This is a genomic window from Vibrio metschnikovii CIP 69.14 (genome assembly GCF_000176155.1).
Lineage (GTDB): Bacteria > Pseudomonadota > Gammaproteobacteria > Enterobacterales > Vibrionaceae > Vibrio > Vibrio metschnikovii.
The window spans coordinates 189,662-202,985 of the sequence record NZ_ACZO01000007.1; the positions used below are offsets into that span (position 1 = coordinate 189,662).

General features: G+C 43.9%; 11 protein-coding genes. 5 read left to right on the plus strand and 6 right to left on the minus strand.

All coding sequences use genetic code 11. From position 1 onward, the window contains the following. Positions 1-3: 3 nt before the first annotated feature. Entirely contained in the window at positions 4-1,446 is a 1,443-nt protein-coding gene (viaA, locus tag VIB_RS12640) for an ATPase RavA stimulator ViaA (protein WP_004396598.1), read from the minus strand. A 13-nt stretch (positions 1,447-1,459) separates the two neighbouring features. Next, entirely contained in the window at positions 1,460-3,109 is a 1,650-nt protein-coding gene (locus tag VIB_RS12645; RefSeq protein WP_004396599.1) for an ATPase RavA domain-containing protein, read from the minus strand. A gap of 337 nt (positions 3,110-3,446) precedes the next feature. On the opposite strand from VIB_RS12645, the gene VIB_RS12650 reads away from it, so the two are divergent. Then, positions 3,447-3,962 carry an NUDIX hydrolase gene (locus VIB_RS12650; RefSeq protein ID WP_040905070.1) on the plus strand — a complete coding sequence of 172 codons (516 nt, stop codon included), beginning with the start codon at positions 3,447-3,449 and terminating at the stop codon, positions 3,960-3,962. A 120-nt stretch (positions 3,963-4,082) separates the two neighbouring features. Then, positions 4,083-4,862 carry a TetR/AcrR family transcriptional regulator gene (locus VIB_RS12655; protein ID WP_004396601.1) on the plus strand — a complete coding sequence of 260 codons (780 nt, stop codon included), beginning with the start codon at positions 4,083-4,085 and terminating at the stop codon, positions 4,860-4,862. A gap of 63 nt (positions 4,863-4,925) precedes the next feature. On the opposite strand, the gene VIB_RS12660 is transcribed toward VIB_RS12655, so the two are convergent. Together VIB_RS12660 and VIB_RS18225 are read right to left on the minus strand one after the other, a co-directional pair. Then, positions 4,926-6,188, minus strand: a complete 1,263-nt coding sequence (locus VIB_RS12660; RefSeq protein ID WP_004396602.1) for a DEAD/DEAH box helicase — start codon at positions 6,186-6,188, stop codon at positions 4,926-4,928. A 164-nt stretch (positions 6,189-6,352) separates the two neighbouring features. Continuing rightward, complete coding sequence (locus VIB_RS18225; protein WP_256593214.1) at positions 6,353-6,484, minus strand: hypothetical protein; 132 nt, start codon at positions 6,482-6,484, stop codon at positions 6,353-6,355. 310 nt (positions 6,485-6,794) lie between these two features. Between VIB_RS18225 and VIB_RS12665 the strand changes: the two genes are divergently transcribed. Together VIB_RS12665 and VIB_RS12670 are read left to right on the plus strand one after the other, a co-directional pair. Further along, positions 6,795-8,000 carry an aromatic amino acid transport family protein gene (locus VIB_RS12665; RefSeq protein WP_004396603.1) on the plus strand — a complete coding sequence of 402 codons (1,206 nt, stop codon included), beginning with the start codon at positions 6,795-6,797 and terminating at the stop codon, positions 7,998-8,000. A gap of 231 nt (positions 8,001-8,231) precedes the next feature. Further along, positions 8,232-9,656, plus strand: a complete 1,425-nt coding sequence (locus VIB_RS12670; protein ID WP_040905075.1) for a methyl-accepting chemotaxis protein — start codon at positions 8,232-8,234, stop codon at positions 9,654-9,656. Between the two features lie 155 nt (positions 9,657-9,811). On the opposite strand, the gene galE is transcribed toward VIB_RS12670, so the two are convergent. Further along, positions 9,812-10,837: a UDP-glucose 4-epimerase GalE gene (gene galE, locus VIB_RS12675; protein ID WP_004396605.1), complete on the minus strand. Its 1,026-nt coding sequence runs from the start codon at positions 10,835-10,837 to the stop codon at positions 9,812-9,814. A 260-nt stretch (positions 10,838-11,097) separates the two neighbouring features. Here galE and VIB_RS12680 point away from each other — a divergent pair, with 260 nt between their 5' ends. Continuing rightward, on the plus strand, positions 11,098-11,829 hold the full coding sequence (locus VIB_RS12680; RefSeq protein ID WP_256593218.1) for a 5-oxoprolinase subunit PxpA: 732 nt from the start codon (positions 11,098-11,100) through the stop codon (positions 11,827-11,829). Here the strand turns inward: VIB_RS12680 and VIB_RS12685 are convergent. Next, positions 11,826-13,295, minus strand: coding sequence for an FAD-dependent oxidoreductase (locus VIB_RS12685; protein WP_004396607.1), 1,470 nt, complete (start codon positions 13,293-13,295; stop codon positions 11,826-11,828). The two genes, VIB_RS12680 and VIB_RS12685, sit on opposite strands and share 4 nt — an antisense overlap. Between the last annotated feature and the right edge of the window lie 29 nt (positions 13,296-13,324).

Below are 13,324 nucleotides of genomic sequence, written 5' to 3' on the forward strand. Positions count from 1 at the left end.
AGACTACCATTTCTTCACCAGTCTACCCAATAAGTTAGGATGGTAATGCCAACAGTGATCAAACATGGTCATCAGTTCGGGATTACCATGACGAGACAAGGTTAACGCATGGAAGCGGTTGCGGCTACGTTTTAAATCCTCGACCTGCTGCAAAATCGATTCGTTCTGCTTGGGAGCAATAAAGTCTGAAATTACCATTAGATCGGCATTTTTGTATCGCTCACCTTGCATTAAGCTGATCGCTTTTTCTAACGCTGGCTGCAGATCAGTCCCGCCATGAAAGGTATAACTTAAAAAATCACTCGCTTCACGCAGACCATCTTGCCGCGTGAGCTCATAGACAATCGCTTGCGTTGAAAACAGCATCACAAAACAATCACGATCTTCGGCTAACGCAATTTGCATCAAAGCGTAAGCCATCGCTTTGGCACACTGCTCAGGAAAACCTTTCATTGAGCCTGATGCATCAATGGCAATAATAAACGGCCCCTTTTCTAATTCTAACTGTGCATGCTCGGTAGATTGAGCACGAACCTTACGCAGCGTGCGTGACTTACCTTGCATACGATAGTTCATTAAGCGCTTATCTATTAGATGCTTATAGAAGATCACTTCGAGTTCTGGATGACTCAAGAAAAGAATTTCATTCGGCAGTAACTTATTGAGATCATCACTAGGGTGAATGCCAACAATATCATCGGTCGCTTGATCAGATTTCTCTTCCACCACCTCGGGATGTTCATTTAGCGTTGGATTGAGCAAAGGATCATCAATTTGACTGGCCATTCGTCCAAGTTGCTCAGCGATTTCTTGTAGCCCTTTATGTTTTTTGAGGAAGTCAGCGTGACGCTTCATGACGCTTAGATCGGTTCGGCTTAACTTAGCGGCCGCCATATCCCATAAACGTCCAACGTGATTTTCATCCCCAGCTTGAGCGACATCATCCATATTACGCAACGTTTCCATCCGCTGGTACAACTCGGCATAAGCCTGTTCTTTACTCGCTTCAAGCTCAATAATCTGCGCTTGTTTAATCTCTTCGCTTAAAGCTTTGTACCATTGGTCACAGAAAAAATGGGCAAACATCGGATTCTTCAGTGCGTTGTTGTCTTCCATTAATTGACGAGCTTTCAGATAAAAAGGTGACACCCCTTCTAATTGCTTGATCAGTTCCGGTAGTTTGCTAAAAAAGGTTTCTTCATCCCAATGAATCACTTGTTGGTAAAGTGCCATTTCAGTTTGAAAGTGCTCACTCTCTGTGACTTGAGTAATCTGTTGCTTAACTTGACTATGCCACTTCGCTAAATGATTTTTTACCGAGGCACGAATACCATCATTTTCAACCATCATCATTTGTGAGCGTGCTAATAGATCATTGACGGCGGTTTCAATAATGCCAGATTCCGCGATGGCTAAAACAATATTCAAGCTGTCTGCACCAAGCATAATCAGACCTCAATTAACTAAAAAAATCGCTTAACTGTCTAAAGCGCTGAACGGTTTTCTCAAACTCACTGTGCGTCTCTTCTAATTGCTGCTGTAACTCATGCAATATCGACTGCATCGCCACAGGCAGTTCTGGATCAATAAAGTTATGTGGTAACGCACTATGAAAATCTGAACGCACTTGACGTAAATGATGCTCCGTCTGCTTGAGTTGTGCCAACGCCTGTTCCGCTTGTTGTAACCAAAGTTGATACTGTTGTTCGTCTAACCCTTGCTTAGTCACCAAGGCTAATAACACGGAACGATTGGCAATATCTTTGATAACTAACTTCCCTTGTCCATCCAATTCGATCCGTAACCGGAATACATTCGGATTGTGGTTAACGTAACCGTAAATCTCTCCCTGTCCTTGTTTAATCGCCTTTTGCAGCTCAGGCTTACTAAGGTAAATCCATCGACTATCGCCTTTTTCTGCTTCAGCAACCGATAAATTGTTTTGCAGCAATACCAGTTTAACGAGATTCTTTGTTTGCCCCACTTGATAAAGTTTAGCTTGGCTGAGATCGTATTGATGAAATTGTTTTTTTCTTAACCCGTTTGTAGTTTCTAGTGACGGCTCCATCGCTAATTCACTTTCTAACGCCTGCTGAATGGACGTCAATTCAATACGACAGCGGTCAATTTGTTGCTCAACCTGAGATTGATCAAATGCATCACGTAACGCAAACTCACGTGTCACTCGATACACCAATTCACGAGACTCGGGACTGTTCCATAAACAATCTTGTAATAACAGTAAATCCAGCGGACTGATTTGATCTCGTCCATTAAAAAAAGCAGACGCTTTCAATAACTTCACCGACTTTTTCCAGCGACGATCAGAAACATAGACATCATCGGCCGGTAAACCACTCTCTTGCGCCGCTTGTTCTAATTGCGCTTTTAACAGATAGAGTTTTTCAAACAGCGGGTCGGTTAACGTCAGCTTATCTAACTCACTTAACCATTGATGATATTCTTGATCGGTGATTGCCAGCCCATCCGGAATTTTCGCTTCTTGTGGCGTGCCTACCGTTAACATCGATTTAAAGTTCTGTTTATTTTGAATACGATTGACAAAAACACGTACCAACATACGGTCGTACAAAGCATCAAGACCACTCTCTTCATCAGGTAATTCATTGGAAGCCGAAATCAACAAACGCATCGGAACACGTTCAATATCACTGCCATTTTTAAACGTCTTCTCGTTAACGACCGTCAGCAATGTATTAAGAATTGCCGGTCCCGCTTTCCATATTTCATCCAAAAAAACCACTTGTGCCGTCGGTAAGTAGCCATCCGTTAGGCGTAGATAGCGGCCATTATCTTTTAATTCTTGAATACTTAATGGGCCAAATACCTCTTCAGGGGTAGAAAATCGAGTCATCAAGTACTCAAAATAGCTGCTGCTCTCAAAAGCTTGGATAAGACGTTTGGCAATTAAACTTTTTGCAATCCCGGGAGGGCCGAGTAAAAAAACACTTTCACCCGTCAGGGCTGCGAGCAAACAGAGCTTAATCGTACTTTCACGCTCATACACGCCATCAGCCAATGCTTTGGCTAATTTATTAATTCTTTCTGCCAGTAACGCTTTTTGTGCATGAGAAGAAGGGGAAATCATAGAAACGCTCCGTAGCTGGCTGAGGGTACAGCGGGATTTATACATTCGTTATTAATTTGTTACAAGTTGTATTTTAAACTCGGGCCTGCCTTATACCAGATCTCAATCGTGAGAAAAGGATTGAGATCAAAGTTTGCAGAATTACCTCCCAAGCTATTGATGACTCAATAACAAACTCGTAGAAACGTCACGTCTGAGCCTCAATTGAGTTGGGGTATCCTATTAAATGGGGTAAGGTTAGTCGCTTAACGATAACCGCCCTCTGTTGATACCTTATTGCTTTTATTCATCGCTGACTGCCACGGCATTTCAACAGATAAAAATAGATTATTAGTCCATGATAAAAACCATACACCACTGGAAAAACATTGCACTGGTTGAAGAAAGCATTATCTATCCAAACGGACAAACCTTGGTCCATACCACCATCAAACACCCGGGTGCAGCGGTTATATTGCCAATAACAACCGATAAACGAGTGATCGTTATTCGTCAATTCAGACCTTCGTTAAAAAAATGGTTAATCGAATTACCCGCAGGGACTATCGAAAATAATGAAACTGCGCTTGAATGTGCACAACGTGAGCTAGAGGAAGAAACGGGCTACAGTGGTGAACAATTTTTTGAATTAGGCCAAGTGACGCCGATGGCCGGATTTTGTGACGAAATTCAATACTTATTTGTCGCCAAACAACTGACGAAAACTCAACGCTTTCAGTGTGATGATGATGAACTGATAGAGGTATTAAGTCTGAGCATTGAAGAGCTAGAACAACACATTATCAATGGCGACATCAGTGATGCGAAAACCATCGCCTGTTTAAGTAAAGCCAAACTCTGCGGTTATGTATGAACATTCACGACTCAGTGAGGTGAGGTTTTGTGCAATCAATCTCTTGGGGGATCAGTTATCCGTGAAACTGCGCGGTAGATCTGGTAAAACATCACAGTAATCAATCAATGAAGAAGTGCCATGACGGAAAAACGACAAGGGCGGCGCAGTGCTGAAGATGCACTGAACACTCGCTATCATATCCTCAAAGTTGCAGCACAACTGTTTTGTGATTTCGGTTATGCACGAGTCTCTTTGCGTAACATTAGTGAAAAAGCCGGAGTGTCACACAGTTTGATTCGTCATCATTTCGGTAGTAAAGAGAAAATTTGGCACAGCATTAGTGATGGCCTACATCTGTATGTTGAGCATTATATGCGTAAGGTGATCAAAGAGATCCCAGAATCCATGCCAGCTAACGTGAAAGTCTATCTGTTTATCATGCGTTTATTGGCTCATGGATTGATTGTTAAGCAACCCATCCAATTGATTGCCGATGCTGTGCGTCAAGAAGATGCATTAATCGACTACTTTATCGATACTTCGGGTGAAATAGAACGATTAATTGAAGGGTTTGCCGAACAGTATAATCAACACTGCCCTGAAGCACCGATCAAAATTTGGGAAGTGAAATGGCAAATGATCATGTATACCCACAGTGCAGCCAGTTTAACGCCTTTTCTTAAAGAAACATGGCGAGATGAAGAAGCGGATCTCGACCAGTGCTTACTCAACCACTGGCAACTGTTTAATGGGTTAATGATTCAAAAATACCGCATAACCGATGAGTACGCTTTATCTCCTCGTTCTGTCAAAGAGCTAGTCTATGATGTGCAGTACGATTGGCGAAAACAGTGTGCTCTCTCTCAGCCATCCGATAATCTCTCCATTGATGAAGACTCATCAACGATAACCGATTAAGCCAATATCTAACACATAACCCTCCTAAAGGCTCACGTCTTTGAAGGAGGGTTATGTGTTTAACTATCTTTTGCCACGTTTGGCGTGAATTTTCAGCTTAGCCTTTAATTGACGTTTCTCCGCAGAGCGGCTCAATCGCTGAGAAGACATATCGTCATCGTGTTCTCGTACCGATGGCTCAAAACCTTTTAACCACTCTTGTGGTAAGCGCTGATCCAGCAACCGCTCAATCGCTTGCAATAACGGCTCTTCTTGTGGGCTCATTAAAGAGACCGCCAAACCGGATTGTCCTGCCCGTCCGGTGCGACCGATGCGATGAATATAGTCTTCCGCTTTATAAGGCAGATCAAAATTAACCACTTGCTCTAGCTGGCAAATATCAATCCCGCGCGCGGCGACATCCGTGGCAATTAACGCCCGAATCTTACCAGCTTTAAAATCATCCAACGCCTTTTGTCGCGCGCCTTGGCTTTTATCACCATTGATCGAAGCTGCTTTGATCCCATCCAACTTTAGCTCTTGAGCTAAAGCATCACTCCCTTGCTTGGTCTTAGTAAAGACCAACACTTGCTGCCAATTACGTGAACCGATCAAATACGCCAATAACTCACTTTTACGTTTTTTATCAACCGGATAAACCATTTGTGACACCGTATCTGCCGTCGTATTCGCTGGCGTCACTTGTACCTCTATCGGTTCATGCATCATCCGATAAGCCAATGCCTTAATTTTTTGATCAAAGGTGGCAGAGAAGAATAACGTTTGTCGTGCACGATTTAACTTACGTAAGACTCTTTGGATATCAGGCATAAAGCCCATATCCAACATTCGATCCGCTTCATCCAACACTAAGGTTTGTACGTTGCCTAAATAAAGACTTTTCACATGTGCGTGATCCAAAAGCCGCCCAGGTGTGGCGATGAGTACATCAGCACCACCACGCAAATGCTGTTTTTGCACACTCATACTGGTGCCGCCATAAGCAACAACAACTTTTAACTCGCTGCCTTTCGCGTAAGCAGTCAAACTGTCAAATACCTGCTGGGCAAGCTCACGCGTTGGCACCAACACCAAAGCACGAATATCCTTACTGCTCACATCAACATCCGTTTTCGATGCTGCCAAGCGCTGTAAAAGCGGTAAACCAAAGGCCGCCGTTTTACCTGTTCCGGTTTGTGCTCCAGCAAGGACATCGTGTCCTGCCAAAACGGGTGGGATGGCCTGAATTTGAATTTCTGTTGGCGTCTCAATACCTAACGCATTCAGGCTCTCAACTAAAGTAGGTGCAATACCCAAGTCTAAAAAGGTTTTGAAGGGTGAAGACATGCTACTTTCCTTTTAAAAATACAAGAAACGCCCAGCGTTCGACGCAGAGCGTAAAGAAAATCTGGGCGCGGATTATAGCAAATAGTTATGGCTTTGGCTTTGCGAAAATGAGAATCGCCACCTATAGTGATTATTTTGTACGCAAATGGAAATCATGATGAGAACTAACAGAGTAAGGTAACGTCAGCCTCACTAGTGTCATAAGCCGTTGTATCGTAGTGACTCAATTCGCAACCAATTTCCAAAGCGTCCAATAGCTCTAAGCTATCATCGTTAATGTTTATCTGGTCTGTCATCCCGACCTCCTGTGTTATTACTGGAAAAGTGCATCACTTTTCCACTCCGTGTGGTGTTATACCGTACTTAACAAAAATAATAGCGACAACACATTTAGCACAGTCAGCGATGCATCACCAGTCAGATGCTAGCCAAAATTAAGTGTATAAATAAAATTACACCAATGAACTTAATTTTTTACAACACCATTGACCTTATTGATTAATTTATTCAGAATAACCAAAAAACGTAAGCAGCGACCTAATTATTGTTTGACTGACCCCGTTGCACTCATTTAACCCCCAATAAACGTACAGATAAGTTTACAATATGATCAAATCAAAACTGTTAGGTAGTAGCTTAATTATTGCAGGAACGACGATTGGTGCAGGTATGCTTGCTCTGCCTTTGGCTTCCGCAGGGCTTGGATTTTCGACGGCATTACTGATTATGCTTGGTCTATGGGCCTTAATGGCCTTCACCGCATTATTGATGATCGAAATCCATCAATACTCAAGTCAAGACGCCACGTTGCACACACTCGCAAAAGAGATACTCGGCACAAAAGGCAAATGGATAGCGACCTTCGCGATGCTGTTCTTATTTTACTCGTTGTGTGCTGCTTATATCGCTGGAGGTGGTGGGCAGTTTACTCAACGGATCAGTGAATTTACTGGATTCACCATATCTGCGCCAACAGGCACTTTGCTGTTTACCGTTATTGTCGCTGCCGTAGTCACCATCGGTACAGCGACGGTCGATAAAGTTAACCGTTTATTGTTTGCTGGTAAAATCATTGCCATGATCATGGTGCTCACGTTTCTTGCCCCTAATGTTACTGAGTCATACTTATTGAGTATGCCACTTGGACAGGGGCTGATCATTGCTTCTATACCCGTAATTTTCACCTCGTTTGGTTTTCATGGCAGCATCCCCGCTATCGTCAACTACCTTGATGGACATACCCCATCACTGCGTAAAGCCATCGTCTTTGGTTCGGCTATTCCACTGATCATTTATATTCTGTGGCAATTAGCCACACTCGGTGTCGTCAGCCAAGCTGAGCTGGTTCAAAATAGTGGTTTATCTGCCTTAATTGGCACATTAGCACGCAGTGCACACCAATCAGGCCTGGGGAGCATGATCGGTATTTTCGCGGATTTAGCGTTATTGACTTCTTTCCTCGGCGTTAGCTTAGGTTTGTTTGAGTTCATGGGTGATACGTTACGTAAAAAAGGCGCAGGTGTGAATCGGTTCGTCGCTTCTGTCGCCACTTTTACCCCTCCGCTTTTGTTTGCTTTGTTTTACCCACAAGGCTTTATTATGGCTTTAGGTTATGCGGCGATTGCTTTGGCGGTGTTGGCGATATTTTTACCGATTGCAATGGTCGTGCGCGTTAGAAGCCAAGCCTCCTCATCTGAATATTATCAAGTCATTGGCGGTAAACCAGCCTTGATGATCACGGGAGTCATCGGCTTATTAATTGTTGCCGCCCAATTAATGATCACCATTGGCGCACTTCCTGCTCTCGGCTAATCACTGCCATTCAAGCGCCCTGCTTTGAATTCTTTATGACCTTTCTCAAAGCCCGAATAAGAATCCTTATTCGGGCTTTTATATAAATGCTGAATATATCGATCTATCTCTCACTTCTGAAACATTGGTACATATATATTTCATAAATATATGGGATATTACACACTTTAATCGCTCAGATAGCCGTAAAATCGCTCAACCCCCACGCCATAGTGCTACACCGGAGAAGATATGAAACAAGTTCCATTCAGGATGATTGATCGTGTATTCATCAAAATATCCATCAACGATAAGATGTGGGCCGTGTTTACGCTCTTTTTTATCACACTAAGCGCCCTAGCTGGCGCTCGCTATATGCACACCATCGCTAACTTTGAAACTCAAGCGAAACAAGCCGTAGAGTACAAATTACAAGGGATCATCAGTCAAAATGACATTACCCTGATCCCGGGATTAGAATCTCGCGCTGCTTTGCAAGATACACAGTATCAACAAGGTCGAGTCATGGCGACGGCTCAAAGCAAGAATGGGCAGGTCTATCGTTTAATGGAAGATTTCTCTCGTCAAGAGCAGCAAATGCGCTCTGCCGCTTTCAAGGTGCTTTTATTCAGTTACTTGTGGATTCTTCCGTTCGGTCTTCTTTGCTATTGGATTGCGACTTTCTTAGGTGGAGCTCTATGGGATCTTTACACTACGACGCAAAAAATTGCGAAAGGTGATCTTACTTCTCGATTAGGTTTTCATCCCGGGCGTGATGAGTTTGGCACCATTGGCTGCGCACTAGATAAAGCCATGGATACCTTGACTGAATTAGTCGTCACAGTAAAAAACAACTCAGCGACACTCACCGATACCTCAAAAGTGTTTGCTGGTGAAATGAAAGAGAGTGAAACACAAATTCATAATCAGTACGCGTCGCTAGATTCGGTTGCCACCGCAATGGAGCAAATGACGGCCTCCGCTCAGGAAGTGTCGAGCATTTCGCGTCAAGCGACTCAACAAGCGGAACAAGATGCGAAACAAGTCGAGATTGGTCATCGTCGAGTCACTCAAGCGATCAACGAAATTGAACAATTATCACGATTTATCGGTCAAACATCCTCATCGGTAACAACCTTAAATGAAAATGCGATCAAGATTAATGAAGTGATCACCACCATCAACGCTATCTCTGAACAAACTAACCTACTGGCACTCAATGCCGCGATTGAAGCCGCCCGTGCAGGTGAACAAGGTCGAGGATTTGCTGTCGTTGCTGACGAAGTTCGCACTCTCGCTAGCCGTACACAATCAGCCACTATCGATATTCAATCGATGATTGAAAAACTGCAAAATGAAAGTCGTACGATAGCAAAAATGACCGAACAAACGGTGAGCCAAGCACAAAGTAGCAGCAGCTTAGTGATGGAAATTGGTCAAGATATTGAAAAAATCGCTCATTCGGCACGGATGATCAATGATATGAGTGTACAAATTTCAACGTCTGCAGAAGAACAAAGTTCGGTCGCTAATGATATCGCATCAGAATTGAGCGATATCCGTAGTCAGTCCAATACCATTCGTCGTGTCGCAGAAAAATCCTCGTCTGGGATTAATGAAATCAGTCAAGCGACACAAAATCTTAGTCAGATATTGAGCCGCTACCAAACAAATTAATCCACAGTCTTCCCCTCTCGACTTGAGACGAGAAGTGATTTGTTAAAAAGCCAGTCAAACTCATGTGACTGGCTTTTTTATTGATAACCATTTGTTGATGATCAATAACGACTAACCATCACTCAAAATAAGTAATGGTTAGTAAGGTTGTTTAGTTATATCGTTTCGCTATCCGGATAACCTTGAGGGTTTTGTGACTGCCAACGCCAAGTATCTTGCGCCATCTCTTGTAGGGTGCGTGTCGCTTGCCAATTAAGCTCTCGCTGAGCTTTACTTGGGTCTGCCCAACATTCAGCAATATCACCCGGGCGTCTTGCCACTAACTGATACGGTATTTGACACTGATTAGCGGCTTCAAAGGCTTTGACCATCTCTAACACACTGTAACCTTGGCCTGTGCCTAAGTTAAAGATATGCAGCCCTGACTGAATGCCGACTTTTTGTAGTGCCGCAATGTGTCCATCGGCCAAATCCATCACATGAATATAATCGCGTACACCAGTACCGTCTTTGGTAGGATAATCGCTACCAAAAATAGACAAACATTCGCGACGCCCGACAGCTACTTGAGAAATGAACGGCATTAAATTATTCGGAATCCCTTGCGGATCTTCACCAAGCTCTCCCGATGGATGCGAGCCAACCGGATTAAAATAACGTAAAAGCGTGATACTCCAATCTGGATTAGCGCATTGAAAATCATGCAAACACTCTTCGACCATCAATTTACTACGCCCATAGGGGTTGGTCGCACTGGTCGGAAACTGTTCAGTGATTGGCACACTAGCAGGATCACCATACACGGTCGCAGAAGAACTGAATATTAATGATTTCACTCCCACTTCACGCATCGCAGAAACGAGCACTAAGGTACCATTGACATTATTATCGTAATATTCGAGCGGTTTTTGTACCGATTCACCGACCGCTTTCAACCCCGCAAAGTGAATCACCGATTCAATCTTATGTTCGGCCATAATGCTCATTAACCGCGCTTTGTCACGAATGTCGCCATGAATAAAAACGGGGCGACAACCTGATATTTTCTCAATTCTGTCCAATACCGAGGCTTTACTATTGTATAAGTTATCAACAATAACTGGCGTCATGCCCGCTTGAATCATCTGGATACAAGTATGACTACCGATATAGCCCATTCCCCCGGTGACTAACACTTTCATACCTAGCTACCTTTGTTCGTTAATTTGCACATCTTAGTTATCCGTTTGAGTCATCGATTCGATTGCAGCACGATTGACCACGTTCATAAACCTATTCTATCGTTAAGTTGTTTCAAAATACCAATAAAGAATCCAAGAAAAAAACTGTCATCGTGTCGATCTTATCCTATAAGATAATGATAAATGGACTTAAACAATGACTAATATTCAACGCCAGATAAATAAGGGATAACCAATAAGGATCACCCTCTGTGAGTACGATACGAACGATCAAACTGAATTGTGATATGGGCCAAGGCTTTGGTGCATGGCAGATGGGGGCTGATAAAGACATCATGCCTCATATCGATATGGCTAATATCGCCTGTGGATTTCATGCTGGCGATCCACATCTCATCAGTAAAACCATTGATTTAGCACTACAAAATGACGTCATGATTGGTGCTCATCCCGGCTATCCTGATAAACAAGGCTTCGGTCAACGCTCCTTTGCCCTATCGGATGAAGAGATATGCGATATTGTGATTTATCAAGTTGGTGCGCTCAAGGCTTTGTGTGAGAGCAAAAATGCCGAGCTAAGCTATGTCAAACCCCATGGCGCGTTATATCGTGACATGATGAGTGATAAAAATATTTTCCGATCGATGGTCGATGCAGTCTCTTGTTTTAATCTTCCCCTGATGATTTTAGCATCGCCGAATAACCAAGATTATCTCGATCTGGCGGATCGCTTTGATGTGCCGCTGTTATTTGAAGCGGTTGCCGATAGAACGTATCTGGCTAACGGGCAATTAACGCCCGACACGCTACCTAATGCGATACTGCATAGCGAAGAAGCGGTATTAAACCAAGTCAAACAAATCTCTCGTTATGGAAAAGTAACCAGTGCAGACGGTTTTATTTTGGCGATTGAAGCAGACACCTTATGCGTCAACCCAGGACACCCAAAAGCGGTTGAATTGATCAACCGCATCCGTGAGCAGTTGCGTTAATGATGACTAATGCCAACAACCTTAGCTAACGCAATCGGATAACCACGCTGCTCCGCTAACTCGATGGCTTTTTGCTCAATTTGTTGCTCGCTAAAACTTAAACACACCGGGTGCTGCTGCTCAATCGATAATCCAGAATCAACGTCGGCTAATTGCCATGTCGAAACCAGTCGTCTCGCTGCTTCCAAAGCCGATGAGCCTTTTACTACCTCGATGCGAGCATACTGGTTGGCCTCAAACGTAACATCTGCCGCTCGCAGTGATGCATCGACACCTGGGATCTGCTGAGCACCAAATAATGGGTTTCCACCAACCTCTGCACAAGCGAATTCGGGCACAAATTGACTCATGTGTTGAATTGCTCTTAAAGTCCGTTCACTTAGCGCTTGGCTTGACCAGCCTTGAGTCAGCTTTTCCTGCAGATAAGCGGGCAAACAAGGTTGTGAGGATTCCGCCGTCGAAGACACCAAGCCGTCACTGAACAACGTAATGTCTTGTGTCATACCGTGCAATTGAAAAACACCATCCGCATAAGGGGTTAGCTGAGCCATTCCTTGTGGTGTGCCTCTCGGGCCATGGAAAATCACCTCAGGCCACTCTTGATGACAACGCGGCCAGTGGGTCACAAACGCGGCTTTAAACTCAACCAGACGCTGCCGAGGATGTTGAGTTAAATCATCAATTTTACCCGTTTCATAACCGCAAGCATTAATTAAGTAGTCACACTGTAACAATTGCTGATGACCATGACGATCTTGATAGGTTAACTGCCACTGTTGATCGACGAACTGGGAGTCAACCAACGTCGCTTGGGTGATGACTTGGCAATTTGGCAACGCGTCTAGCGTTAAGTGTGCGCTGGCGGCTAATCGAAAGACGCTCCAACCATATTCTTGCACGGCAACCACCGGATATTTCAGCTGAGATAAATCCGTATGCTGAGCAAAAGGGATTAACCAATCATCGAAACTGGTTGGTACCTTCGGTTGTGACTTAAGTGCAAGGCGTTCAAGCTCATCTTGCTGATAGAGACGAAAATAGTCACTGGGTTCACCGAGCATTTTATTGTGACAGTCTTCGGCGACGAGCTGCTGGTAAGCGGAACGAATGACTTCTAGTCTCGGTAACACTTCCTGCACAGAGCCAGGATCACTGTGTGGAATGGCGATCACTGTGGGTCGACGATTTAAGGTATGCGGATATAACCTTACGGTTTCTATCGATTGACGCAGTAATTCAATGCACTGCTGTTGAGAAATTTCTCGATATAAATTACCGCCTGCATGAAGATGGCAAATCGGCGGTCCGTTGACGAGACCAGCACTCTTTTCCAACAAGGTCACCTTTAACCCGAGTTCACTGAGATGCACCGCGGCGGTAGCACCTGCGACACCACCACCAATAATGGCGAGGCTCGGGGCTTGTATTTCTGGTTTAGTAAGTAACATTTCACTGCCGTTGGTCATTACGTTGCTGCCTATTCTAAAACGTGTAA

Excerpts from the sequence above, each read along its gene's own strand:
- VIB_RS12685 (WP_004396607.1), bottom strand. The coding sequence starts at position 13,295 with ATGACCAACGGCAGTGAAATGTTACTTACTAAACCAGAAATACAAGCC.
- VIB_RS12650 (WP_040905070.1), top strand. The coding sequence starts at position 3,447 with ATGATAAAAACCATACACCACTGGAAAAACATTGCACTGGTTGAAGAA.
- viaA (WP_004396598.1), bottom strand. The coding sequence starts at position 1,446 with ATGCTTGGTGCAGACAGCTTGAATATTGTTTTAGCCATCGCGGAATCT.
- VIB_RS12665 (WP_004396603.1), top strand. The coding sequence starts at position 6,795 with ATGATCAAATCAAAACTGTTAGGTAGTAGCTTAATTATTGCAGGAACG.
- VIB_RS18225 (WP_256593214.1), bottom strand. The coding sequence starts at position 6,484 with ATGACAGACCAGATAAACATTAACGATGATAGCTTAGAGCTATTGGAC.
- VIB_RS12655 (WP_004396601.1), top strand. The coding sequence starts at position 4,083 with ATGACGGAAAAACGACAAGGGCGGCGCAGTGCTGAAGATGCACTGAAC.
- VIB_RS12660 (WP_004396602.1), bottom strand. The coding sequence starts at position 6,188 with ATGTCTTCACCCTTCAAAACCTTTTTAGACTTGGGTATTGCACCTACT.
- galE (WP_004396605.1), bottom strand. The coding sequence starts at position 10,837 with ATGAAAGTGTTAGTCACCGGGGGAATGGGCTATATCGGTAGTCATACT.
- VIB_RS12670 (WP_040905075.1), top strand. The coding sequence starts at position 8,232 with ATGAAACAAGTTCCATTCAGGATGATTGATCGTGTATTCATCAAAATA.
- VIB_RS12645 (WP_004396599.1), bottom strand. The coding sequence starts at position 3,109 with ATGATTTCCCCTTCTTCTCATGCACAAAAAGCGTTACTGGCAGAAAGA.